Source organism: Streptomyces sp. NBC_00102 (genome assembly GCF_026343115.1).
Classification (GTDB): domain Bacteria; phylum Actinomycetota; class Actinomycetes; order Streptomycetales; family Streptomycetaceae; genus Streptomyces.
The window spans coordinates 633878-657043 of record NZ_JAPEMC010000001.1 but is presented as its reverse complement, the minus strand read 5'-3'; the positions used below and the strand labels follow the sequence as shown (position 1 = coordinate 657043).

Here is a 23166-nt window from a genome sequence, read left to right as displayed (position 1 = left end):
GCCCGGTCCCGGACCACCACGGAAACCCCCGCTGCGCCGCACCGCGCGGGCGGAGAAGCGAACGAGGAGATGCAGTGAGCGTCACGGCAGCACAGGGATTCCAGGCGGCGGGCATCGCCGCCGGGATCAAGGAGAGCGGCAACCCGGACCTGGCCCTCGTGGTCAACCTCGGGCCGCGCCGCGCCGCCGCGGGAGTCTTCACCTCCAACCGCGTCAAGGCCGCACCCGTCCTCTGGTCCCAGCAGGTCCTCAAGGGCGGCGAGGTCTCCGCAGTCGTCCTCAACTCCGGTGGCGCCAACGCCTGTACGGGACCCAAGGGCTTCCAGGACACGCACGCCACCGCCGAGAAGGCGGCCGAGGTCCTCGAAGGCCACAGTGCCGGCGAGATCGCCGTCTGCTCCACCGGGCTCATCGGCACGCTGCTCCCGATGGACAAGCTGCTCGCCGGGATCGGCACCGCCGCCGCGGCCCTCAGCGAGGACGGCGGCCGGGACGCCGCCATCGCCATCAAGACCACCGACACCGTCCACAAGACCGCCGTGGCCGGCGGCGAGGGCTGGACCGTCGGCGGCATGGCCAAGGGCGCGGGCATGCTCGCCCCGGGCCTCGCCACCATGCTCGTCGTGCTCACCACGGACGCCGACGTCGAGGCGTCCGCGCTGGACGCCGCCCTGCGCGACGCCACCCGCACCACCTTCGACCGGGTCGACTCGGACGGCTGCATGTCGACCAACGACACCGTGCTGCTCCTCGCCTCCGGCGCGAGCGGTATCACCCCGGACCAGGACGCGTTCTCCGCCGCCGTACAGGCCGTCTGCGGCGACCTCGCCCGCCAGCTCATCGGCGACGCCGAAGGCGCCTCCAAGGACATCCGGATCGAGGTCGTGGGGGCCGCGACCGAGGACGACGCCGTCGAGGTGGGCCGCTCCATCGCCCGCAACAACCTCCTCAAGTGCGCCATCCACGGCGAGGACCCCAACTGGGGCCGTGTCCTCTCCGCGATCGGCACCACCCGGGCCGCCTTCGACCCCGACCAGCTGAACGTCGCCATCAACGACGTCTGGGTCTGCAAGAACGGCAGCGTGGGCGACGACCGCGACCTCGTCGACATGCGCTACCGCGAGGTCAGGATCACCGCCGACCTCTCCGCGGGCACCGAGTCGGCCGTCATCTGGGCGAACGACCTCACCGCCGAGTACGTCCACGAGAACAGCGCGTACAGCTCATGAGCGACGCGAAGAACGCGGGCGCCAAGAAGAACACGGGCGCCGAGAAGAGCACGGCCCGGAAGCACACCGCCCTCCCGAAGGCCCAGATCCTCATCGAAGCGCTGCCCTGGCTGACCCGGCACAACGGCCGGATCGTGGTCATCAAGTTCGGCGGCAACGCCATGATCGACGACGAGCTGAAGGCCGCCTTCGCCCAGGACGTCGTCTTCCTGCGGCAGGCCGGCCTCAAGCCCGTAGTCGTGCACGGCGGCGGACCGCAGATCAACGCCCAGCTCGACAAGCAGGGCCTGGTCAGCGAGTTCAAGGCCGGACTGCGGGTCACCACGCCCGAGGCGATGGACGTCGTCCGCATGGTCCTGGCCGGACAGGTGCAGCGCGAGCTCGTCGGTCTGCTCAACCAGCACGGCCCGCTCGCCGTCGGCATGACCGGTGAGGACGCCCGCACCATGACCGCCGTCCAGCACCGGCCCACCGTCGACGGCGAACTCGTCGACATCGGCCGGGTCGGCGAGATCACCGAGATCGACACCGGGGCCATAGAGGCGCTGCTGGCCGACGGCCGCATCCCGGTCATCTCCTCGATCGCGCGCTCCGCCGACGACAACCACGTCTACAACGTCAACGCCGACACCGCCGCCGCCGCCCTGGCCGCCGCGCTGAACGCCGAGACGCTGATGGTCCTCACCGACGTCGAGGGGCTCTACGAGGACTGGCCGAACAGCGACGACGTGATCAGCCGCATCACCGCGACCGAGCTGGAGAAGCTCCTGCCCGAGCTGTCCAGCGGCATGGTCCCGAAGATGCAGGGCTGCCTGTACGCGGTACGCAACGGCGTCGAGACCGCCAGGGTCATCGACGGCCGCGTCCAGCACGCGATCCTGCTGGAGATCTTCACGGACGAAGGCGTCGGCACGATGGTCGTGCCGGACACGGACACGGCGGCAGAGCCGGGTACGGACACGGAGGGGTCAGCATGACGAACGCGGAACTCGGTCAGCGGTGGAGCGACTCGCTGATGGACAACTACGGCACGCCGCAGATCCCCCTCGTCCGGGGCGAGGGCGCCCGGGTCTGGGACGCCGACGGCAAGGAGTACCTCGACTTCGTCGGCGGTATCGCGGTGAACGCGCTGGGCCACGCCCACCCCGCGGTCGTCGAGGCGGTCTCCACGCAGATCGCCTCCCTCGGGCACGTCTCCAACCTCTTCATCGCCGAGCCGCCCGTCGCGCTCGCCGAGCGGCTGCTCCAGCTCTTCGGCCGGAGCGGACGGGTCTACTTCGCCAACTCCGGCGCCGAGGCCAACGAAGCCGCCTTCAAGATCGGCCGGCTCACCGGCCGGACCGGCATGGTCGCCACCACCGGTGGCTTCCACGGCCGGACCATGGGCGCGCTGGCCCTCACCGGACAGGCGAAGAAGCGGGACCCGTTCCTGCCGCTGCCCGCCGAGGTCACCCACGTGCCGTACGGAGACGTGGAAGCGCTCCGGGCCGCCGTCACCACCGACACCGCGCTCGTGATCATCGAGCCCATCCAGGGCGAGAAGGGCGTGGTCGTCCCGCCCAAGGGCTACCTCTCCGCCGCCCGCGAGATCACCCGGGCCACCGGCACCCTGCTCGTCCTCGACGAGGTGCAGACCGGTGTCGGCCGGTGCGGCACCTGGTTCGAGTACCAGGCCCACGAGGACGTCGAGCCCGACATCGTCACCCTCGCCAAGGGCATCGGCGGCGGGCTGCCGCTCGGTGTCACCGTCGCCTTCGGTGCCGCGGCCGACCTGCTGAAGCCGGGGCACCACGGCACCACCTTCGGCGGCAACCCGATCGCCTGCGCGGCCGGCCTCGCCGTGCTGGACACCCTGGCGGCGGACGGCGCGCTCGACAGCGTCAAGCGGCTCGGTGAGCGCATCCGGGACGAGGTCGAGGGGCTCGGACACCCCCTGGTCTCCCACGTCCGAGGCTCCGGCCTGCTGCTGGGTATCGTGCTCACGGGGCCCCACGCGCAGCAGGTGCAGCAGGCGGCCCAGGAAGCGGGACTCCTGGTCAACGCCCCCGCGCCCGATGTCGTACGGCTGATGCCGCCGCTGATCATCGGCGACGCGGAGGTGGACGCGTTCCTGGCCATCCTGCGGGGCGCGCTGGACACGGCGAACCCGGGCAAGGGCGACGGAGAACCCGGAGCATGACAAGGCGGAGAATGAGGCGACGACGATGACCGAGGCGCAGGACAACGAGCACGGAGGCCCCTCCGTGCCGCAGACCCGCACGGCACGCCACCGCCGGATCGTGGACATCCTGAACCGGCAGCCGGTGCGCTCGCAGAGCCAGCTGGCCAAGCTCCTCGCCGACGACGGGCTGAGCGTCACCCAGGCGACGCTCTCCCGCGACCTCGACGAGCTGGGCGCGGTCAAGATCCGCAACACCGGTGGGGAGCTCATCTACGCCGTGCCGAGCGAGGGCGGTTTCCGTACCCCGCAGGCACCGCTGGGCGGGTCCGCCAAGGAGGAGCGGATGCGGCGGCTCTCCTCGGAACTGCTCATCTCCGCGGAGGCCTCGGCCAATCTCGTCGTCCTGCGCACACCCCCGGGCGCCGCGCAGTTCCTCGCCTCGGCCATCGACCAGGCCGAACTCCACGACGTCCTCGGCACGATCGCCGGGGACGACACGCTGATGCTGATCAGCCGCGACGCGGCGGGCGGTCAGGCCCTCGCCGACCACCTGCTGCGTCTCGCGCAGAACGAACGCTGAGGCGACCGGCGCGGTGTTCACCCGCGCCCCGCACACCCGAGCCCGGTCCGTCACCCGCGGACCGGGCTCGTCGGCGTCGTGGGAACGTCAGTAGCCGGTGACCGCGAGCTCCCCGGCCCGGGTGCCGATCGCGATGTGCGGGCGCTTCGCCGGGTCGGCCCAGGCCAGAACGCGGTCCATCGCCTCCGCGGGCACCGAGACGCAGCCGGCCGTCGCCCCCGCCCCGTCGACGTGCAGGAAGATGCCGGCGCCCCTGCCCCGTACCGGCTTCGCGTAGTTGAAGCCGATCACCATCGCCCGGGCGTACTGCGTCGTGTACGTGACCAGGTGTTCCGACTCCGAGGCCCGGCAGTCGTCCGGCAGCGGCTCCACCCACCGGTTGTACGCACGAGCCCCGTTGTCCTGGCACCACCACGAGCCGTCCGTCACCCTGCGGTACGGGTACGCCGTACCGGCCGGGGCGGCCCGGAGACCGAAGGCGAAGGGGAGGCCGTACAGCCCTGTCGGGGTGGTGTTCGTGCCCTGGCGCCGGGTACGCCCCTCGGTCAGCCCCGCCGCCCCGAACCGGGCAGGCGCCGAACCCGCCTCCACCCACCGCCCCCGCCGCAGCTCCCACCAGGTGAGCGTGCCGGTGGTGGACCCGGCCTCCGGGGCCTCGGCGACGATCAGCTGCCGGCCGCCGCCCGTGTCGGCCAGCCTCTCGGGGGTAGGCCGGGCGCCACCGGCGGGTGGCGCCGCCGCCGAGACGGAGCCCGTGAGGGCCAGCAGGACGGACAGGGTCACCAGGGATACGCGCATGCTCCGGACCGTACGGGCGGCGGGGAACACGTCTCCACCGGAGTGCTCCGTACGGTCCAGGGCAGCGTCCCGGGGAAAGACCCGGGGAAAGACGCGGGGAAAAGTCCTGGGAGGCGTCCCTCAGCGCGCGGCCGGGGCGGGCATCGGCGGCAGCGGAAGCGGCAGGCCGGGCAGGCCGTCGATGCTGGTCGCGATGTCGGGCTTCTTCTCGAAGTACGCGCCGAGACTCTCGTCGTCCTCGCGGGCGAACCGGTCCGCGTGCAGGGGCCGGTCCCGCTCGTACGCGAGGAACGGCACGGCGAACCCGCAGGTGTCACGGATCAGCTCGGCCGTCACCACGATGATCGCGCGCAGCCCGTGGGGCGTCGGGTCCACCTGGTCGAAGCGGGCCAGCAGCCCGGGGAAGCGGGGGTCGTCGCGGAAGACCGGTTCACCTCGGCCGTGCACCCGCACGATGTCGGGCGGTCCCTGGAACGCACACCACATGAGCGTGATGCGGCCGTTCTCCCGCAAGTGGGCGATGGTCTCCGAGTTGCTTCCGGCGAAGTCGAGGTACGCCACCGTCGTCCCGTCGAGCACCGCGAATGAGCCGCTGACGCCCTTGGGAGAAAGGTTGACCGTGCCGTCACCGTCCAGGGGGGCGGTCGCGGTGAAGAAGAGGGGCTGCTCCTCGATGAACGCGCGCAGCCGTCCGTCGATACGTTCGTAGGTCTTTCCCATGTGCGGATTATCTGCCATCAGAAGGCTCTGTGGCCTTTCCTTTTCGGCCACCGGAGGCCCCCGCTTCCTCCGCTCAGGCGGGCGGCAGCGGCTCGTACCGGGCGCGCTGTGCTTCGTGGGCGACCTCCGGGTCCTCGTCCTCCTCCATCCCCGCCAGCACCCGCTTGCGCAGGCCGAGGCCGTGCGCGCCCAGCAGCCGGAGACCGGCCCGGCGGACGTGCACCGGCCGGGCGGGATCCACCAGCGAGGCCAGCCACTCCTCCGGCACGAACAGGACGTACGGCGTCAGCGCCTTGCGGGCGGCGCGCACCACCGGCGGATGGGGATCGCCCATGGCGGCCATCAGCTCCTCGGGGGAGGCCGCTTCCAGCATGCGCAGACCGGCCAGGGCGGCCGCGCGCACCCGGCCCTCCGGATGGAGCGTCAGCGGCCGGAGCAGATCCGCCGCGTCCGCCGCCCCGGATTCGGCCAGCCCGAACACCGCGCCCGGTGCCAACCCGGGCGTGGCCGGATCCGAGCACCGCTCCCGGTAGTACGGCCATGGGTCCGTGCCTTCCAGTCGCAGCACCAGCCGGGCGGCCGAACGCACCCGGGCCGACGGATCGGCGAGACGGCCGTACGCCTCCGGGCCGCGGCCCGCCCGGTGCAGCGCGGCCACCGCCGAGGACCGGGTCGCAGCCGAGGACGCGGTGAGCAGCGGATCGAGGAGGCGGTCCGGATCACCGGCGGCGACCCGCGCGAGGAGCGCGTCGGTACAGAGCCGGCGGACGGCCCGGTCCTCGGCGGTGAGGACCAGCTCCGTGAGCCGGGCGGTCGGCAGGAGGCCCCGGTCCAGGCAGAGCCCGGTGCCGAGCAGCCGGGCCCTCGGGCGGGGGCTCGCCAGCAACCGGTCGGGCAGCGCGGGCGGAAGCGTACGGGCGGCGCCGAGGACCAGCGCGAGCCCGGGCCCGCCGTGCAGTCGGAGCGTCAGCCGTACGGCCAGCGGGACCAGTTCCGCCGCGCGCTCGGCCGCCAGGGGCCCGTCCAGGGCCGCGCCGAGCGTCCGGCGGGCCCGCTCCCGTACCGGGGTCCGCCCGTCCGCGCACCGGAGGAGCAGCAGCGGGAGCAGGGCGGGACGTCCGGCGGCGAACGGCAGGGCGGCCTCGCGCACCTGCCACCGGTGGTGGCAGAGGGCGAGGGCGGTCTCCGGCTCGGACGGCGGGAAGACGGACCAGGTCACGTCCCGGACGCTCTCGTCCCAGTCCGGGGCGAGGGGGCGCCCACTGGGTCCGGGGCCCGCGGAGGCGGCGCCGGGAGCCGTGCCCGCGTCCGGGGTGCCGGACGGCGTGCGCGGGCCTCCCCGTGCGGTGGTCGCGCGGACCCGCCGGTCGAGGTCGATCCAGACCTCGGGATCGTCCGTGTCCACGGCGGTGACCAGGGGGTCGCCCAGCAGCAGGCGCTCGTGCGGCGCGAGGTCGCGCGCGGGGGACGGGTGGATCGGCTTCCGCATGGGCGCAGCCTATGGGCAGCCCGGACACGGGCCGCCCGTGCCCTGGGAAGCGTACGGCGGGACGCTCCCCGGGCGGCTCGCGCGAGGGGTTCGTCCCCGGCGCGACGCGTGAGCGGCACGTCCGGGTCCGGGTCCAGGCCAAATCGGCAGACGGGCGCCGTCGCGGCGGCGCCGCCCGTCGCGGTGCGTCCCCCCGCTCCAATGCGCGCAGAGCCGGACATCCTGCTTGATCGACGGGTGGCCGGATAGCGATGGCGCGCCGACGGGCTCTGTTGACGGAGTGATCTCCGCCAATATCGTTGCCCCAGGCATCTAGTTCCGTGCATCTGGAATCTAGTTCTGCGAGGGATTCCGTCCGACGTCCTTCTGCCGAGGAGGCAGGCATGACCGAGACCGAGACCGAGACCGTGACCACCGCGACGACGCCGACCCCCCACGCCGAGTATCCGATGGCCAGGGCGACCGGCTGCCCGTTCGACCCGCCCCCCGCGCTGCGGGAACAGCGGGACGGTGGGCCCATCTCGCGGGTGCGCCTGTGGGACGGCAGCGCCCCCTGGCTGATCACCCGGCACGACCAGGTGCGCGCCCTGCTCGGCGACCCGCGCATCAGCGCCGACCCCTCCCGTCCGGGGTATCCCCACCGCGACGCCGGGGCGAAGGCCCGGGCCGGGACCCGTCAGACCTTCATCACCATGGACGACCCCGGGCACGCCCGGCTGCGCCGGATGGTGACGGCCCCCTTCGCGATCAAGAAGGTGGAGGCGATGCGGCCCGCGATCCAGCGCATCGTCGACGATCTGCTGGACACCATGCTGGCCGCCCCCGGGCCGGTGGACCTCGTCGAAGCGTTCGCGCTGCCGCTGCCCAGCCTGGTGATCTGCGAACTGCTGGGGGTGCCCTACGAGAAGCACGACTTCTTCCAGAAGCACACCAAAGTCCTGGTCCGCCGCAACGGTGATCCGCAGGAGGTGATCGCCGCCTCCGAGGCGCTCATCGACTACCTGGAGGACTTGCTGACCGACAAGCTGGCCGAGCCCGGCGACGACATCCTCTCCGACCTGGCCACCAAGCGCGTGGCCACCGGGGAGCTGACGGCGCGCGAGGCCGCCGAGATGGGCTCGCTGCTGCTCGCCGCGGGCCACGAGACCACCGCCAACATGATCGCGCTCGGCACGGTCGCCCTGCTTCAGCACCCGGACCAGCTCGCCCTGCTCCGCGACGGCGACGATCCCAAGGAGATCGCCGCCGCGGTGGAGGAGCTGCTGCGCTACCTGACCATCGTCCACTTCGGCCGCCTGCGCGTGGCGGTGGAGGACATCGAGATCGGCGGCGTCACCCTGCGCGCCGGGGACGGCGTGATCTGCGCCGCGGACATCGCCAATCGCGATCCTGAGCTCTTCCCCGACCCCGACCGGCTCGACCTCACCCGCGACGCCCGCCGTCACATCGCCTTCGGGTTCGGCGTCCACCAGTGCCTCGGCCAGCCGCTGGCCCGGGTGGAACTGCAGGTCGTCTACAGCACCCTCTACCGGCGCATCCCCACCCTGGCTCTGGCCACCGGAGTCGACCAGCTCCGCTTCAAGCACGACGGCGTCATCTACGGCGTCTACGAGCTGCCCGTCACCTGGTAGTACCGACCACAGAAACGAGAAGCACATGCGCGTCAAAGTCGACCAGCCCAAGTGCGTCGCGTCCGGGCAGTGCGTCCTGGCTGCCCCGGCCGTCTTCGACCAGGACGACGACGGCATCGTCCAAGTCCTCGTCGACCGGCCGGAAGCCGTGCACCACGAGGACGTGCGGGAGTCCGTGGCCGTCTGCCCGGCCGCGGCGATCTGGCTGGAGGAGGAGTGACGGCAGCGGCGCGGCCGCGCCGCATCGTGGTGGTGGGCGCCTCGGTGGCAGGTCTTTCGGCCGCCGAAACCCTGCGGCGCGAGGGGTTCGACGGCTCCCTCACGCTCGTGGGCGAGGAAGCCCATGCTCCCTACGACCGGCCGCCGTTGTCGAAGCAGATCCTCACCGGGGAATGGCGGGCGGACCGCCTGCGGCTGCGCCGGCCCGAGGATCTGGAGGCGCTCGGGCTGGACCTGCGGCTCGGGGTGCCCGCCGCCGCCCTGTCCCCGGCCGCACGGACGGTGACCCTCGCCGACGGCACCGAACTCCGCTACGACAACCTGGTCGTCGCCATCGGGGTCCGGCCCCGCCGCCTGCCGGAGTGCGGCACCCCGGGCGTCCACGTCCTGCGCGACCTGGGGGACGCCCTGGCGCTCCGTGACCGCCTGGCGGCGGGTGGCCGGCTGGTCGTGGTGGGCGCCGGGTTCCTGGGTACGGAAGCGGCCGCCGCCGCCCGTTCGCTCGGCGCGGCCGTCACCCTCGTCGAACCCGCCGACGTCCCGCTCGCCCATGTCCTCGGCCGACGGATGGGGGCCCGCCTGGCCCGGCTCCACCGGGACCACGGCGTGGACCTGAGAACCGGCACGAGCGCCACCGGGATCAGGACGGCCCGGGGCCGGGCCGCGGGGGTGCACCTGTCCGACGGGACGGAGGCCGAGGCCGACGACGTACTGGTCGCCATCGGCACCCGGCCCAACACCGAGTGGCTCGCCGGCAGCGGTCTCGACCTGGCCGACGGGGTGGTGTGCGACGCGTACTGCGCCGCGGCTCCCGGCGTCCACGCCGCCGGGGACGTGGCCCGGTGGCACAACCCGCTGTTCGGTACCGGCATGCGGGTCGAGCACCGTACGAACGCCGCCGAGCAGGGCATGGCCGCGGCCCGCAACCTCTTGAACCCCGGCCGTCCCCGGCCGTTCGCACCCGTCCCCTACTTCTGGTCCGACCAGTACGGGCTGAAGATCCAGGCGTACGGGCATCTCCGTGACCACGACGAGGCCCGCCTCGTCGACGGGGACATGGCCGGCGGCTCCTTCGTCGTCGCCTACCGCACCGGCCCCCTCCTGACCGGGGTGGCGGCGGTGGGCACGCCTCCGAAGGCGCTGCGCCCGTGGCGGGCGGCGATCGCTGCCCGTACCCCCTGGCAGGCATGGGCCGTTGAACCAGCGCCCGCCGCCTGAGGCATCCCGCACCTCCATCACCGGGGTGAGCGCCCGCCGTCAGCCGCATTGACAAAACATACGGAGGATTGCATAGTTATGCCGACGGTGGGCGCACCGCGGAGGATCTCCAACCCCCTCCGCGAAGACCGCCGCCCGGCGTGACCCGCCGACCACGCGCGCACCATGCGTACGAACCCGGCCTCCCCGATCCTCCGCGGCGGGGAGGCGGTCGCACATCCACCCCCTTGTTCTTCGAGGAGCACGCAGTGAGCAACGCCAACGGCAACGGCAACAGCGACGTACGCCTCTGGGGCGGCCGTTTCGCCGACGGACCGGCCGAGGCGCTGGCCAAGCTGTCCGCCTCCGTCCACTTCGACTGGCGGCTGGCCCCGTACGACATCGCCGGCTCCCGCGCCCACGCGCGCGTCCTCAACAAGGCGGGCCTGCTCACCGACGACGAGCTCACCCGCATGATCGGCGGCCTCGACCAGCTCGAAGCCGACGTCGCGGACGGCTCGTTCACCGGCACCATCGCCGACGAGGACGTCCACACCGCGCTGGAGCGCGGCCTGCTGGAGCGCCTCGGCAAGGACCTCGGCGGCAAGCTCCGCGCCGGCCGGTCCCGCAACGACCAGGTCGCCACGCTCTTCCGGATGTACCTGCGCGACCACGCACGGATCATCGGCGGGCTGATCGCCGAACTCCAGGACGCGCTGGTCGGCCTCGCGGAGACCCACCCGGACGTCGCTATGCCCGGCCGCACCCACCTCCAGCACGCCCAGCCGGTGCTCTTCGCCCACCACGTCCTCGCCCACGTGCAGGCGCTCTCCCGGGACGCCGAGCGGCTGCGGCAGTGGGACGAGCGCACCGCCGTCTCGCCGTACGGCTCCGGCGCGCTGGCCGGCTCCTCCCTCGGGCTCGACCCGGAGGCGGTCGCCGCCGATCTCGGCTTCGAGCGCGGCTCCGTCGCCAACTCCATCGACGGCACCGCCTCGCGCGACTTCGTGGCCGAGTTCGCGTTCATCACCGCGATGACCGGGATCAACCTCTCCCGGATCGCCGAGGAGATCATCATCTGGAACACGAAGGAGTTCTCCTTCGTCACCCTGCACGACGCGTTCTCCACCGGCTCCTCGATCATGCCGCAGAAGAAGAACCCGGACATCGCCGAGCTGGCGCGCGGCAAGTCGGGGCGGCTCATCGGCAACCTGACCGGCCTGATGGCGACCCTCAAGGCGCTGCCGCTCGCGTACAACCGCGATCTCCAGGAGGACAAGGAGCCCGTCTTCGACTCCTGCGACCAACTGGAGGTCCTGCTCCCGGCCTTCACCGGCATGATGGCCACCCTCACCGTCAACCGGGAGCGCATGGAGGAGCTGGCCCCGGCCGGCTTCTCGCTCGCCACCGACATCGCCGAGTGGCTGGTCAAGCAGGGCGTGCCGTTCCGGGTCGCGCACGAGGTCGCGGGCGAATGCGTCAAGGTGTGCGAGCAGCAGGGCATCGAGCTCGACGAGCTGACCGACGAACAGTTCGGAGCGATCTCCGAGCACCTCACCCCCGAGGTCCGTACCGTCCTCAACGTGCCCGGCGCGCTCGCCTCGCGCGACGGACGCGGCGGTACGGCCCCCTCCGCCGTCGCGATCCAGCTCGCCGAGATCAAGCAGGACCTCGCTGTCCAGCACGCCTGGGCGGACGCCCGGAAGTAGGGCGAGTCCCGAAAGTCCCGCCGGCCCGCCCTCCGGGCGGGCGGCGCCACATTCGGATCACGCCCCTGGCCGCCCTCGTCCGGACCGGACCGGACAGGGGTGAGGTACCCGAGGGCAGGTTCCGCGGGGCCCGGTCGCCCGGAGCCGGCCGCGCCCCGCGATCGCACCCAAGAGCTGTTCCGCGCCTGCCGGCGACTGTGCGACGACAGCCACGGCACCTCGCCGCGTTGTCGGGGCGCCCCGCCGCATCCGGTACGCGAACGCTCAAAACCCGGAAGGTCCCTTCCTCACCGGGAACAGTGGTCCGCAGGCGGGGCGGAGGTGTACGAACGGCACCGCGGGCTACGTTGACGAGGAAGGGTGGAGAACCGCCCCCCGGAACACGAGGAGCCCGCGATGCCATTCGACCGCCTGACCGCGGCCACCGCCTCGACCGCCCACATCGGGCTCGGCCTGGCCGCCGTCGGCAGGCCCGGCTACATCAACCTCCACCGCGACCTCGACCTGCCCGAGGACCGCACCCCCGACGCCCTGCGCGACCGCACCCACGAACTCCTGGACGCGGCCTACGCCCAGGGCGTCCGCTACATCGACGTGGCCCGCTCCTACGGCCGCTCCGAGGCGTTCCTCGCCGAGTGGCTGACCGCCCGCCCCGCCCTCGACGACGTCGTGGTCGGCAGTAAATGGGGCTACACCTACACCGCCGACTGGTCCGTCGAGGCCGAGGCCCACGAGGTCAAGGACCACACGGCGGCCACCTTCGACCGGCAGCGCGCCGAGACCCGCGCGCTGCTCGGCGACCGGCTCGACCTGTACCAGATCCACTCGGTGACCGCCGACAGCCCGGCCCTCACCGACAAGGAACTCCACGCCCGGCTCGCCGACCTGGCGGCCGAGGGCGTCACGATCGGCCTCTCCACCAGCGGCCCCGGTCAGAAGGACGCCATCCTGGCTGCCCTGGCCGTCACGGTCGACGGCGAACCCCTCTTCCGTACCGTCCAGGCCACCTTCAACGCTCTGGAGACCTCGGCGGGCCCGGCGCTCGCCGAGGCCCACGGAGCCGGCCTGACGGTGATCGTCAAGGAGGGCATGGCCAACGGGCGGCTGGCCGGTACGGAGGCCCCGGCGCTGATCCGCGAGATCGCCCTGGACCGGGAGCTGGGCAGCGACGCGGTCGCCCTCGCCCATGTGCTCCACCAGCCCTGGGCCGGTGTCGTCCTCTCCGGCGCCGCCACGGTGGGCCAGCTCTCCGGGAACCTGCACGCCGTCACGCTCGACCTGGACGAGGAGGAACGGGCCCGGTTCGCCACCCTCGTGGAGGACCCGGAAGCGTACTGGCGGCACCGGGCCACCCTGCCCTGGAGCTGACGGCCACCCACTCCGGAGGCGGCCACCCACCCCGGACGCCGGACGCCGGACGCCCGGGCGTCTCAGGCCGCCCAGGCGGCCAGCGCGTCGAAGTCCGGCGGCTCCAGGCCGACCGCCGGATCGATCTGCCGCAGCAGCGCCGGGCCCGGGTGGTGGGCCGCCACCCACGCCCGGTCCTGCTCGCGGACCTCGTCGTCGATCCAGGCGAACGCCCGCCCCGCCGCGTACGCCACCACGTGCCGCGTCTTCCAGAAGGTCCCGTCCCCCGAACTCCCGCCCACCTCCGGCCAGTCGACGAACGGCAGCGGCGGCAGCCCCAGATGCGGGCCCACCCACGTGTTGGCCTCGTCCTTCCACGTGGTCGCCCAGACCAGTTCGTACCGGTCGGCCAGCGCCAGCAGTCGTGTGCCGTGCTCCGGGTTGAGCAGCACCGGCAGCGCCTGCCCGGTCTCCCAGCCCGTCGGGCGCATCCGGTGGCGGCGGTACCCCTCCGGATCCCGCCGCCTGGACAGCGCCATGTAGGGGTTCAGCGGACCGTCGATGTCGATCAGCAGCAGCGGTTTGGTGCCCATGCCCCCATGCTGCCGCCCGACGGCCCGGAGCGGTAACGACATACGGCCGACGGGCCGCCCCCCCACCCTGCCGCCGTCAGCCGGCCGGCTTCTCCCACACCGAGACGTGCCGGCCGCTCTCGTTGCCGAACGGGCTCCGGTCCCAGTCCTCGTAACGCTCCCGCAGCCGCATCCCGGCGAGCTGCGCCATGAGGTCGAGTTCGGCCGGCCACACGTAGCGGAACGGGATCGAGCGGTACTCGCCCCGCCCGTCGGCCAGGTCCACGTAGTTCGAGCTCACCGACTGGGTGGCGACGTCGTAGTCGTCGTACGCCCAGCGCGTCGCACTCGTGTGGAAGGGCACGATCCGCTGTCCGGCCGGGAGTCTGCGCAGCTCGGGGACCATCACCTCGATCACGAAGGTGCCGCCCGGCGCGAGGTGGTCCGCGACGTTGCGGAAGCAGGCCACCTGGTCCGCCTGGGTCGTCAGGTTCATGATCGTGTTGAAGACCAGGTACGCGAGACTGAAGGAGCCGTCCACCCGCGTCCCGGTGAAGTCCCCGATCGTCACCCCGATCGCCTCGCCGCCCGGCTTGGCGCGCAGCCGCTCCACCATCGCCCGGGACAGGTCGATGCCGTGCACCGGGACCCCGCGCCGCGCCAGCGGCAGCGCGATCCGCCCGGTACCGATGCCCAGTTCGAGCGCCCGGCCGCCGCCCGCGAGCTCCGCCAGGAAGTCCGCCGTCGCCCCCACCACCTCCGGTGCGAACATGCCGTCCGAAGGATCGTCGTAGGCCGCCGCGATCCGCTCTCCGAAGAAGTCTTCCTTGTCGGTCACGCCCGGGACCGTACCCCCCGCCCGCCCACCGCGCCTCCGAATAACCGCGACGCGCTCCGCCGCCGACGGCGGCGTCCAAAGACGCGAAGGGCCCGCCGCCCGGGGAAAGCTCTCCCGGGCGGCGGGCCCTTCATGCCGTACCGCGGTTACGCGGCCTTCGCCTTCGTCGCGTACATGTCCACGTACTCCTGGCCGGAGAGGCGCATGACCTCGGACATCACCGAGTCCGTCACGGCGCGCAGCACATAGCGGTCGCGGTCCATGCCCTCGTACCGGGAGAACTCCATCGGCTCGCCGAAGCGGACCGTGACCTTGCCCGGCCGCGGAATCCCGGCGCCGCCCGGCTGGAGCTTGTCCGTGCCGATCATCGCGAAGGGAACCACCGGCGCGCCCGTCATCAGGGTCAGGCGGGCGATGCCCGTACGCCCCCGGTAGAGCCGGCCGTCGGGGGAGCGGGTGCCCTCCGGGTAGATGGCGAAGGCGCCGCCCTCGTCCAGCACCCGGCGGCCCGTCATCAGCGCCGCGACACCGCCCCGTCCGCCGTCGCGGTCCACCGGGATCATGCCGCTGCCGGTGAAGAACCAGGCCATCATGCGGCCCTTGATGCCCTTGCCGGTGACGTACTCGTCCTTGCCGATGTAGTACACCGGCCGGTCGCAGCAGATCGGCATGATCAACGAGTCGATGAAGGTGAGGTGGTTGCCCGCGAGGATCACCGGACCGGTTCCAGGGATGTTCTCGGCACCCTCGATCTGAGGCCGGAACATCAGGCGCAGGATCGGGCCGAGCACTGCCTTGATGACCGTGAGTCGGGACAACGGTTCCTCCGGTGTCGTGGCCGGGCCGGCCGGGGCGGTGACGCGATGGTCTGTGCAGGTGAGGACGATACTCGCGGCGACCCGCCGACCGCACATCGGGTTCACACGACGGATACGCAGTGTTGACCTGTGTTCGCGGTGCGTTGGCCCGCCCGACCCCCGGAGTACGGCCTTCGTGCCTACGCTCGGGGCCGCGCCGAAGCCGGTACCGCCACCGAACATCACATGCGAGGAGCGTCCATGACAGAGCGTACGCGCAAGAGCCCCGGCCGCCGGGCCCTGCTCGGAGCCGCGGTGCTCGGCACGACCACTCTCGGCCTGTCGGCAGCCGCCGGAACCGCCGCGGCCGACGGCCACGACGACCGCGGCCACGACGACCGCGACAGGAAGAGCGGCGCCGGGCGCCGCCTGCACGACCTGCCCGTCCCCACCGTCGTCGGCCACCGGGGCGCCAGCGGCTACCGCCCCGAGCACACCCTCGGCTCCTACCAGCTCGCCCTGGACCTCGGCGCGGACATCGTCGAGCAGGACCTCGTCCCGACGAAGGACGGCCACCTCGTCTGCCGCCACGAGAACGACATCAGCGGCACCACCGACGTCGCCTCCCACCCCGAGTTCGCGGCCCGCAGGACCACCAAGACGGTCGACGGGGTCGCGCTGACCGGCTGGTTCACCGAGGACTTCACTCTCGCCGAGCTGAAGACCCTGCGAGCCACCGAGCGCATCCCCGGCAACCGTCAGAAGAACACCCTGTACGACGGCCGCTGGGAGATCCCCACCTTCGAGGAGGTCCTGCGCTGGGCCGACGCCGAGGGCCGCAAGCGCGGCAAGCCGGTCTGGCTCTACACCGAGACCAAGCACCCCTCGTACTTCCGGAACCTCGGAATGGCCCTGGAGGAGCCGCTCGCCAAGCTGCTGCGCCGCTACGGCCGCGACCGCGCCGACGCCGCGCTCATCCTCCAGTCCTTCGAACCCGACTCCGTGCGGAGGCTCTCCCGACTGGTCTCCACCCCGCGCATCGTGCTGCTCGGCGGCGCGAGCTCGCGCCCCTGGGACTTCACCGAAGCCGGCGATCCGCGCACCGTCGCCGACCTCGTCACCCCGGCGGGCCTGAAGTGGATGGCTTCCTTCGCCCAGGGCATCGGCCCCACTCTCGACCTGGTCATCCCCAGGGACTCCGCCGGCCGTCTCGCCGCGCCGACCACCCTGGTCCGGGACGCGCACGCGCAGGGGCTGGTCCTCCACCCGTACACGATGCGCAACGAGAACACCTTCCTGCCCACCGAGTTCCGCCGGGGCACCGACCCCAACGCGTACGGGGACGCCTTCGGCGCCTTCCGCGCCTACTTCGCGACCGGCATCGACGGCATCTTCTCCGACAACGCCGACACCGCGCTGCTCGCGGCCGCCGACGCCCGCCGCGCCTGACGGGCCACCGCACACCCGCCGGGGCAGGGCCGGTCCGCGTCAGCGCCGGACCCGCCGTGCCCCGGTCGGGTGGCACTTCCCGCGCACGGCAACCGCCCGCGCGCGGCACGCGTTGAGCGGGCGTGAACCCCGCCGACCGCCCCACGCATCCCGCCGGCCGCGCTCCGGCCGCTCCCACCGCGTACACCGTGGTGGTGCTGACGGCCCTGCATCCGCTCGTCCGCGCCGAGGTGACGGCCGAGGCGCCGGCGGCGGGTACGGACCCGGCCGACCTCGAACAGACCGTCTGGCTGCGGCTGCTGGAGCGCCTCGCCTCCGGCGCACCGGCACCCGACCCGGTCCGCTGGGTGCGCGACACCGTGCGCGCCGAGGTCCGCCGGGACCGCAGGGCCGCGGTGCGCGAGCACCCGCACGCCGAGGACGGCCCGGTCGCGGGACCGGGCAGCTGCCCCGAACGTGCCACCCTCGGCGCCGACGAACGCCGGGCGCTGCGCGCGGCCGTCGCCCGGCTGCCCGGCCGCTGCGCCGGGGTGCTGAACGCTCTGCTCGACCCGGGCGACCGCACCTACCGCGAGATCGCGGGAGAGTTGGGTATGTCACAGGGCAGTCTGGGGCCGATTCGTTCCCGATGTCTCGGATGTCTCCGCAGATTGCTCGCGACGGAGGTTGCCGCCCCCGGAGCGCGGGGAATGGTGCGATAAACAACCGGCCTTATCAGGTGAGCGGGAGGCATGCACACATGGGCATGAGCGTGATCATCTCGGCGGCGACCCCGGACGACGCCGAGCAGCTTTTCAGGCTCCAGTACCTCTGTTTCCAGGGCGAGGCGGAGCTCTACGGGAACTACCGGATCGACCCGCTCGTCCAGACCCTGGAGTCCGTGCAGGACGAACTCGCCACCGACCTGGTCTTCGTGGCCCGGCTCGGCGACGAGGTCGTCGGCGCGGTCCGGGGTAGCACGGCGGAGGACGGCACCGGCCGGATCGGGAAACTCTGCGTCCACCCCCGGCTCCAGGGCCACGGCCTCGGCGCCCGGCTGCTGCGCGCGGCGGAGGCCGGGCTCACGGCCGAGCGCGCCGCCACCCGCTTCCGGCTGCACACCGGCCACCGCAGCGAGGGGAACCTGCGCCTCTACCGCCGCGCCGGATACGCGCAGGTCGGCGCCGAGACGGGCGAGGACGGGGTGCGGCTGATCCTGCTGGAGAAGGAACTCCCGGCGACCCAGGAGTACCTGGCGAGCGCGTAGGGAGGCAGGGAACGCGAAGTCCCGCCCGTACGCGGGGCGCGGGGGCGGGACCGCGCATCAATCCGGGGGTGCGGGGCCGGTTGAACGGGCCGCGCCTCAGGCCTGCTTGGCCCGGCGCAGCCAGAGCAGTCCGGTGATCGGGAGGATCACCGGGATGAAGACGTAGCCCATGCCGAAGTCCGACCAGACGGTGGCGTCCGCGAAGGCGGAGGGATCCGCCATCGTCCACGTACCCACGATCAGAACGCCCGTCAGCTCGGCGGCACAGCAGACCAGGGCGGCCCGGCGGGCCTTCTCCCCGCCGCGCACCAGGGAGTACGTGATGAACCCGTACACCAGGGCGGCGACGGCCGACAGTACGTACGCCAGCGGCGCCTTGCCGAAGTCCAGGATGATCTGGACGATCGCCCGCGAGGCGGCGGCGACCGTGAACACCCCGTAGAACCAGACGAGTACGCGTCCCGGGCCGGTACCCAGGTCGAACGACGGCTTCCGCTCCGCCGCTTCGGCAGGTGCCGGGGTCTCGGTGCGATCGGTGTCGGTCACGTCAGTTTCCCCAGATGTCGTAGAGCCGTACCTCGAGCACGGCCAGCACCACCGCACCGGCGGCCACGGTCGCCGAGCCCCAGCGGGTCCGCTCGGTCAACGACAGGAAGCCGGCCGCGGGCACGGCCGCGAAACAGCCGATGAGATAGCAGATGAAGATCGTCATGCCCTGCTCCGGGCGCTCGCCGCGTGACAGCTGCACGATCCCCACCACCAGCTGGGCGAGCGCCAGCAGCGTGACGACCGCCATACCGATGAAGTGCCAGTCCTTGGTCGGCTGGTCCCGGTAGGCGGCGAATCCGCACCAGGCGGCGAGGGCGAGCGCGGCCACGGCGAGCGTGACCGTCAGGGCGTCGAGCATGAGCCGAGGGTATTACGGCCGGACCCGGTGCCCGCGTCCGGCCCCGGATCCCGGCGGTCGTATACGAAGGGCGGTGGCCGGGGCGCCGCCGACGGCGGGTGCGCGGGCCCCCGGAGGCGCGCCCGTGGCGTCCGCCACAGGCCGCCGGGCCGGGTGCGGGGGTGCGTCTCGGTCGGGCCCGCCCGGCGGACGTCCGCATGTGCGCAGGTCAGATGGGGTGCTTCAGGAGGGAACGAGGGAGGCGCGGCGGCGGGCGGTGATCTCCGTCAGGGTGTCCGGCATGCGGACGCGCTGGTTCCGGTCTCCGTTACGTCTGTTTTACTTGGGGCATGACCACGACGAGCAGCCGCACCCTTGCGACCGAGGCGATCAGTACGCCCGGTGCTCGCCGTATGTGTCGAATGCGCGCCATCTGAGGGTCCCCGCCCAGTGTCTCGCGCCCCGAAGCGAGACCGCGCCGACGCCGTCGCCCACCGGTTGCCCCGGTAGGAACGCCCCGGCCCCCGCACGGCCCCGCCGGCACTCCCATGCCGCCGGCCGTGCCGAGATCCCGGCCGACGAGGGCCGGTGAGTCTCCCTCGGACGAATGCCCCGTGCCCGGCACCACCACGCCGCGAGCACTCGACAGTGACGGAAACCCTGTGATCACCACTTCGGGCCTCACGAAGGTCTATCAGTCGCGCGACCGCGAGGTCACCGCACTCGACGGAGTCGATCTGCACGTCGAGGAGGGTGAGGTCTTCGGCGTCATCGGCCAGAGCGGCGCCGGCAAGTCCTCCCTCATCCGCTGCGTCAACCTGCTGGAGCGGCCCACCTCCGGCACCGTGACCGTGGCCGGCCAGGACCTCACCGCCCTCGCGGGCCGGGGCCGCCGGGCGAGCAAGGAACTGCGCGAGGCGCGCAGCCGCATCGGCATGGTCTTCCAGCACTTCAACCTGCTGGCCTCCCGCACGGTCCAGGGCAACGTGGAACTCCCGCTGGAGATCCTCGGCGTGCCCGGCCGTGACCGCTCCCGCAAGGCACTCGAACTCCTCGACCTGGTCGGCCTCGGCGACAAGGCGAAGGCCTACCCCGGACAGCTCTCCGGCGGCCAGAAGCAGCGCGTCGGCATCGCCCGCGCCCTGGCCGGCGACCCGAAGGTGCTCCTCTCCGACGAGGCCACCTCGGCCCTCGACCCCGAGACCACCCGGTCCATCCTCCAGCTGCTGCGCGACCTCAACCAGCAGCTCGGCCTGACCGTGCTGCTCATCACCCACGAGATGGACGTCGTCAAGACGATCTGCGACTCCGCCGCGCTGATGCGCGGGGGGCGCGTGATCGAATCCGGCACCGTCGGCGAACTCCTCGCCACCCCCGGTTCCGAGCTGGCCGACGAACTCTTCCCGGTCGGCGGCGGCACCTCCGGCCCCGGCCGCACGGTCGTCGACGTCACCTTCCACGGCGACGCGGCCGGCCGCCCGGTGATCTCCCAGCTCTCCCGTACGTACAACATCGACATCTCCATCCTCGGCGCGGCCATGGACACCGTCGGCGGCAACCAGATCGGCCGGATGCGCATCGAGCTGCCCGGCGGCTTCGAGGAGAACGTCGTGCCCATCGGCTTCCTGCGCGAGCAGGGACTGCGGGCCGAGGTCGTGGACGAGGCCGCAGCCACCGCGATCCCCGCACAGACCACCGCCCCGCTCACCAAGGAGGCCGCGAAGTGACCTGGTCCGAAATGCAGCCCCTGCTGACCCAGGGCACCATCGACACCCTCTACATGGTCCTGTGGTCCGCGGTCGTCACCGTCGCCGTCGGTCTGCCGCTGGGCGTGCTGCTGGTCCTCACGGACAAGGGCGGACTGCTCCAGAACACCGTGGTGAACAAGATCGTCGGCGTGGTCGTCAACATCGGCCGCTCGTTGCCCTTCATCATCCTGCTGATCGCGCTGATCCCCTTCACGACCTGGGTCGTCGGCACCTTCATCGGCCCGACCGCGATGATCGTCCCGCTGGCCGTCGGTGCCATCCCCTTCTTCGCGCGCCTGGTGGAGACCGCCGTGCGCGAGGTCGACCACGGACTCGTCGAGGCGGTCCAGTCGATGGGCGGCTCCATCCCCACCATCGTCCGCAAGGTCCTGCTCCCGCAGGCCCTGCCGTCGCTGATCTCGGGCATCACCACCACCGTGATCGTGCTCATCGGCTACTCCGCGATGGCCGGCGCCGTGGGCGGCGAGGGGCTCGGCTCCAAGGCCGTCACCTACGGATTCCAGCGCTTCGACAACCAGTTCATGATCGTCACCGTCGTGCTGCTGATCGTCATCGTGACCGTCGTCCAGCTCATCGGCGACCTCGCCGGCCGCCTCCTGGCCCGCCGCGGCCGCACCGCCTGACGCACCGTCCCCCCAGACCTCCGTTCCGCCCCCGGTCTTCCGCGGGCGCGGCGACGGACAAAGCCCGCACTCCTTGTCCGGGCGCTCCATCCCACCCGAAAGAGGCACTTTTCGTGCGCAAGACCATCAAGCTCTCCGCGGCAGCCGCCGCCACCGCCGCCCTCGCCCTGGGCCTCAGCGCCTGCGGTACGGACTCCGACCCGTCCGCCGGCGGCACCGGTGCGAACGCCGACACCTCCAAGGCCCTCGTCGTGGGCGCGTCCCCGACGCCGCACGCCGACATCCTCGACTTCGTGAAGAAGAACCTCGCGGCGAAGGCCGGCCTCAAGCTGGAGGTCAAGGAGTTCACGGACTACGTCCTGCCGAACACCGCCACGGAGAACGGCCAGATCGACGCCAACTTCTTCCAGCACAAGCCCTACCTGGACGACTTCAACAAGAAGAACGGCACCCACCTCGTGCCGGTCGTCGACGTCCACCTGGAGCCGCTCGGCCTCTACTCCAAGAAGGCCAAGTCCGTCTCCGACATCACGTCCGGCCAGACGATCGCGGTACCCAACGACACCACCAACGAGGGCCGCGCGCTCCTTCTCCTCGCCGACCAGGGCCTGATCACCCTCAAGGCAGGCGTCGGCACCGACGCCAAGCTGAGCGACATCACCGACGCCAAGGGCCTGAAGTTCAAGGAGCTGGAGGCCGCCACCGTGCCCCGCGCCCTGGACGACGTCGACGCCGCCGTCATCAACGGCAACTACGCGATCGACGCCAAGCTCACCCCGTCGAAGGACGCGCTCGCCATCGAGAAGGCGGAGGGCAACCCCTACGCCAACATCCTGGTCGTCAAGAAGGGCGCCGAGAAGGACCCCCGCGTCGAGAAGCTCGCGAAGCTCCTCAACAGCGACGAGGTCAAGAAGTTCATCGAGGACACCTACAAGGGCTCGGTCATCCCCGCCTTCGGTACCCCGGCCGCTTCCTGACCAGCGCCGGGCACACGCCCGCGGAGCCCCGCACCTCCCGCCGAGGAGGTGCGGGGCTCCGGCGTACCGACCCGCCCATGCACGGCGCGCGCCCGATACTGCATGCTGTGCCTTTACCGGTCTTCGGCATGGAGCTGCGCATGACTACCACCTTTCCGTCGATCTCGATCAGCACGGACCGACTGGTGCTGCGCCCCTACGACATGTCGGACCTCCCGGCACTGACCGACATGATGAACGACGAGGCCGTCACCGCCTGGACGGACGGCCCGCACCCGTACACGCAGATCGACGCCGAGCGCTGGATCCGGCGCATCGCCCCCGGCGAGCGCACCCAGGGGCACGGCATCGTCTTCGCCGTCCACGAGTTCCTCACCCAGCGGCTCGTGGGCTCCGTGCGCCTGTTGAACACCGACTGGCGCACCCGCTCCACCGAGGTCGTCTACGTCACCGCCCATTGGGCACGCGGTGAGGGTTACGCCACCGAGTCCGTGCTGGCGCTCGCCGAGTGGCTCTTCCGCGACCAGGCCTTCGAGCGCATCGAGTTGCGTACCCAGGCCGACAACACCGCCTCCCAGCAGGTCGCCCAGAAACTCGGCTGCATCAGCGAAGGGGTCCTGCGCAACGCCCGGATAGCGCGGACGCAGACCGAGGACGGCGGCTGGGTCGACTTCCGCACCGACCTGATCGTCTGGGGACTCCTTCCGGAGGACCTCGAAGGCGTCGCCGAACAGCTCGCCGACGCGGGCGGCTACGGCACCTACAACGACTGGAACTGACGGGGAGCCGCGGCCACCGGCGTTTCCTCGGGACCGGCCCTCCGGACCGGTCTTCCGGAGGGACCCGATAGCCTCTACCCGGTCCCTCCGCGCGGGCACCGCCACAGGCGCACGGAACCCTCCCACGCACCCCCACAACTCCAGGAGACG

24 protein-coding genes are annotated in these 23166 nt (G+C 72.2%); 16 read left to right on the top strand and 8 right to left on the bottom strand.

What is annotated here, in order from left to right; genetic code table 11:
• Positions 1-74: 74 nt before the first annotated feature.
• From argJ to OHA55_RS02900, 4 genes are read left to right on the top strand one after another with little or no spacing between them, the layout of a single operon-like run.
• The gene (gene argJ, locus OHA55_RS02915) at positions 75-1229 is read left to right on the top strand and encodes a bifunctional glutamate N-acetyltransferase/amino-acid acetyltransferase ArgJ (RefSeq protein ID WP_266702466.1); all 1155 of its coding nucleotides are present in this window, start codon (positions 75-77) and stop codon (positions 1227-1229) included.
• On the top strand, positions 1226-2206 hold the full coding sequence (gene argB / locus OHA55_RS02910; RefSeq protein WP_266702465.1) for an acetylglutamate kinase: 981 nt from the start codon (positions 1226-1228) through the stop codon (positions 2204-2206). The genes argJ and argB overlap by 4 nt, the downstream gene beginning before the upstream one ends.
• Entirely contained in the window at positions 2203-3408 is a 1206-nt protein-coding gene (locus OHA55_RS02905) for an acetylornithine transaminase (RefSeq protein WP_266702464.1), read from the top strand. Before argB ends, OHA55_RS02905 begins: the two co-directional genes overlap by 4 nt.
• 25 nt (positions 3409-3433) lie before the next feature.
• Positions 3434-3970 (top strand): arginine repressor, encoded by a 537-nt coding sequence (locus tag OHA55_RS02900; protein WP_266702463.1) that lies wholly within the window; start codon positions 3434-3436, stop codon positions 3968-3970.
• An 87-nt stretch (positions 3971-4057) separates the two neighbouring features.
• Here the strand turns inward: OHA55_RS02900 and OHA55_RS02895 are convergent, their stop codons facing one another.
• The 3 genes from OHA55_RS02895 to OHA55_RS02885 all read right to left on the bottom strand — a co-directional run bounded on the left by OHA55_RS02895 (position 4058) and on the right by OHA55_RS02885 (position 6977).
• Positions 4058-4768, bottom strand: coding sequence for a L,D-transpeptidase (locus OHA55_RS02895; RefSeq protein ID WP_266702462.1), 711 nt, complete (start codon positions 4766-4768; stop codon positions 4058-4060).
• 120 nt (positions 4769-4888) lie between these two features.
• Positions 4889-5488 (bottom strand): pyridoxamine 5'-phosphate oxidase family protein, encoded by a 600-nt coding sequence (locus tag OHA55_RS02890; RefSeq protein ID WP_266702461.1) that lies wholly within the window; start codon positions 5486-5488, stop codon positions 4889-4891.
• 73 nt (positions 5489-5561) lie between these two features.
• Positions 5562-6977, bottom strand: coding sequence for a hypothetical protein (locus tag OHA55_RS02885; RefSeq protein WP_266702459.1), 1416 nt, complete (start codon positions 6975-6977; stop codon positions 5562-5564).
• Between the two features lie 383 nt (positions 6978-7360).
• Between OHA55_RS02885 and OHA55_RS02880 the strand changes: the two genes are divergently transcribed.
• The 5 genes from OHA55_RS02880 to OHA55_RS02860 all read left to right on the top strand — a co-directional run bounded on the left by OHA55_RS02880 (position 7361) and on the right by OHA55_RS02860 (position 13101).
• Complete coding sequence (locus tag OHA55_RS02880; RefSeq protein ID WP_266702457.1) at positions 7361-8608, top strand: cytochrome P450; 1248 nt, start codon at positions 7361-7363, stop codon at positions 8606-8608.
• A 25-nt stretch (positions 8609-8633) separates the two neighbouring features.
• Positions 8634-8828, top strand: a complete 195-nt coding sequence (locus OHA55_RS02875; protein ID WP_266702455.1) for a ferredoxin — start codon at positions 8634-8636, stop codon at positions 8826-8828.
• Complete coding sequence (locus OHA55_RS02870) at positions 8825-10045, top strand: NAD(P)/FAD-dependent oxidoreductase (RefSeq protein ID WP_266702453.1); 1221 nt, start codon at positions 8825-8827, stop codon at positions 10043-10045. The genes OHA55_RS02875 and OHA55_RS02870 overlap by 4 nt, the downstream gene beginning before the upstream one ends.
• Positions 10046-10293: 248 nt before the next feature.
• On the top strand, positions 10294-11733 hold the full coding sequence (gene argH, locus OHA55_RS02865) for an argininosuccinate lyase (RefSeq protein WP_266702451.1): 1440 nt from the start codon (positions 10294-10296) through the stop codon (positions 11731-11733).
• A gap of 396 nt (positions 11734-12129) precedes the next feature.
• Positions 12130-13101: an aldo/keto reductase gene (locus OHA55_RS02860; protein ID WP_266702450.1), complete on the top strand. Its 972-nt coding sequence runs from the start codon at positions 12130-12132 to the stop codon at positions 13099-13101.
• Positions 13102-13163: 62 nt separating this feature from the next.
• On the opposite strand, the gene OHA55_RS02855 is transcribed toward OHA55_RS02860, so the two are convergent.
• From OHA55_RS02855 to OHA55_RS02845, 3 genes are all read right to left on the bottom strand, one after another.
• Positions 13164-13673 (bottom strand): HAD domain-containing protein, encoded by a 510-nt coding sequence (locus tag OHA55_RS02855; RefSeq protein ID WP_266702449.1) that lies wholly within the window; start codon positions 13671-13673, stop codon positions 13164-13166.
• A gap of 76 nt (positions 13674-13749) precedes the next feature.
• On the bottom strand, positions 13750-14490 hold the full coding sequence (locus OHA55_RS02850; protein ID WP_266702448.1) for a class I SAM-dependent methyltransferase: 741 nt from the start codon (positions 14488-14490) through the stop codon (positions 13750-13752).
• Positions 14491-14636: 146 nt separating this feature from the next.
• Positions 14637-15308, bottom strand: a complete 672-nt coding sequence (locus tag OHA55_RS02845) for a 1-acyl-sn-glycerol-3-phosphate acyltransferase (RefSeq protein ID WP_266702446.1) — start codon at positions 15306-15308, stop codon at positions 14637-14639.
• A 240-nt stretch (positions 15309-15548) separates the two neighbouring features.
• Between OHA55_RS02845 and OHA55_RS02840 the strand changes: the two genes are divergently transcribed.
• From OHA55_RS02840 to OHA55_RS02830, 3 genes are all read left to right on the top strand, one after another.
• On the top strand, positions 15549-16736 hold the full coding sequence (locus tag OHA55_RS02840; RefSeq protein ID WP_266702444.1) for a glycerophosphodiester phosphodiesterase: 1188 nt from the start codon (positions 15549-15551) through the stop codon (positions 16734-16736).
• 122 nt (positions 16737-16858) lie between these two features.
• Positions 16859-17437: a sigma-70 family RNA polymerase sigma factor gene (locus OHA55_RS02835; RefSeq protein WP_266702442.1), complete on the top strand. Its 579-nt coding sequence runs from the start codon at positions 16859-16861 to the stop codon at positions 17435-17437.
• 38 nt (positions 17438-17475) lie between these two features.
• Entirely contained in the window at positions 17476-17982 is a 507-nt protein-coding gene (locus OHA55_RS02830; RefSeq protein WP_266702440.1) for a GNAT family N-acetyltransferase, read from the top strand.
• A 96-nt stretch (positions 17983-18078) separates the two neighbouring features.
• Here OHA55_RS02830 and OHA55_RS02825 read toward each other — a convergent pair whose 3' ends face one another.
• A complete protein-coding gene (locus tag OHA55_RS02825) occupies positions 18079-18528 on the bottom strand; it encodes a hypothetical protein (protein ID WP_266702439.1) in 450 nt (149 codons plus the stop codon).
• A 1-nt stretch (position 18529) separates the two neighbouring features.
• Positions 18530-18889, bottom strand: a complete 360-nt coding sequence (locus OHA55_RS02820) for a hypothetical protein (RefSeq protein WP_266702438.1) — start codon at positions 18887-18889, stop codon at positions 18530-18532.
• A gap of 641 nt (positions 18890-19530) precedes the next feature.
• On the opposite strand from OHA55_RS02820, the gene OHA55_RS02815 reads away from it, so the two are divergent.
• The 4 genes from OHA55_RS02815 (at position 19531) to OHA55_RS02800 (ending at position 23016) form a co-directional block, all read left to right on the top strand.
• A complete protein-coding gene (locus OHA55_RS02815; RefSeq protein ID WP_266702437.1) occupies positions 19531-20595 on the top strand; it encodes a methionine ABC transporter ATP-binding protein in 1065 nt (354 codons plus the stop codon).
• On the top strand, positions 20592-21260 hold the full coding sequence (locus OHA55_RS02810) for a methionine ABC transporter permease (RefSeq protein ID WP_266702436.1): 669 nt from the start codon (positions 20592-20594) through the stop codon (positions 21258-21260). Before OHA55_RS02815 ends, OHA55_RS02810 begins: the two co-directional genes overlap by 4 nt.
• 113 nt (positions 21261-21373) lie before the next feature.
• Complete coding sequence (locus tag OHA55_RS02805; protein WP_266702435.1) at positions 21374-22237, top strand: MetQ/NlpA family ABC transporter substrate-binding protein; 864 nt, start codon at positions 21374-21376, stop codon at positions 22235-22237.
• A gap of 140 nt (positions 22238-22377) precedes the next feature.
• On the top strand, positions 22378-23016 hold the full coding sequence (locus tag OHA55_RS02800; protein ID WP_266702433.1) for a GNAT family N-acetyltransferase: 639 nt from the start codon (positions 22378-22380) through the stop codon (positions 23014-23016).
• Positions 23017-23166 lie beyond the last annotated feature (150 nt).

Coding starts and splice junctions, on each gene's coding strand:
- OHA55_RS02855 (WP_266702449.1), bottom strand. CDS start 13,673: ATGGGCACCAAACCGCTGCTGCTGATCGACATCGACGGTCCGCTGAAC.
- OHA55_RS02885 (WP_266702459.1), bottom strand. CDS start 6,977: ATGCGGAAGCCGATCCACCCGTCCCCCGCGCGCGACCTCGCGCCGCAC.
- OHA55_RS02800 (WP_266702433.1), top strand. CDS start 22,378: ATGACTACCACCTTTCCGTCGATCTCGATCAGCACGGACCGACTGGTG.
- OHA55_RS02830 (WP_266702440.1), top strand. CDS start 17,476: ATGGGCATGAGCGTGATCATCTCGGCGGCGACCCCGGACGACGCCGAG.
- argB (WP_266702465.1), top strand. CDS start 1,226: ATGAGCGACGCGAAGAACGCGGGCGCCAAGAAGAACACGGGCGCCGAG.
- OHA55_RS02840 (WP_266702444.1), top strand. CDS start 15,549: ATGACAGAGCGTACGCGCAAGAGCCCCGGCCGCCGGGCCCTGCTCGGA.
- OHA55_RS02875 (WP_266702455.1), top strand. CDS start 8,634: ATGCGCGTCAAAGTCGACCAGCCCAAGTGCGTCGCGTCCGGGCAGTGC.
- OHA55_RS02905 (WP_266702464.1), top strand. CDS start 2,203: ATGACGAACGCGGAACTCGGTCAGCGGTGGAGCGACTCGCTGATGGAC.
- OHA55_RS02820 (WP_266702438.1), bottom strand. CDS start 18,889: ATGCTCGACGCCCTGACGGTCACGCTCGCCGTGGCCGCGCTCGCCCTC.
- OHA55_RS02860 (WP_266702450.1), top strand. CDS start 12,130: ATGCCATTCGACCGCCTGACCGCGGCCACCGCCTCGACCGCCCACATC.
- OHA55_RS02900 (WP_266702463.1), top strand. CDS start 3,434: ATGACCGAGGCGCAGGACAACGAGCACGGAGGCCCCTCCGTGCCGCAG.
- OHA55_RS02890 (WP_266702461.1), bottom strand. CDS start 5,488: ATGGGAAAGACCTACGAACGTATCGACGGACGGCTGCGCGCGTTCATC.
- OHA55_RS02880 (WP_266702457.1), top strand. CDS start 7,361: ATGACCGAGACCGAGACCGAGACCGTGACCACCGCGACGACGCCGACC.
- OHA55_RS02895 (WP_266702462.1), bottom strand. CDS start 4,768: ATGCGCGTATCCCTGGTGACCCTGTCCGTCCTGCTGGCCCTCACGGGC.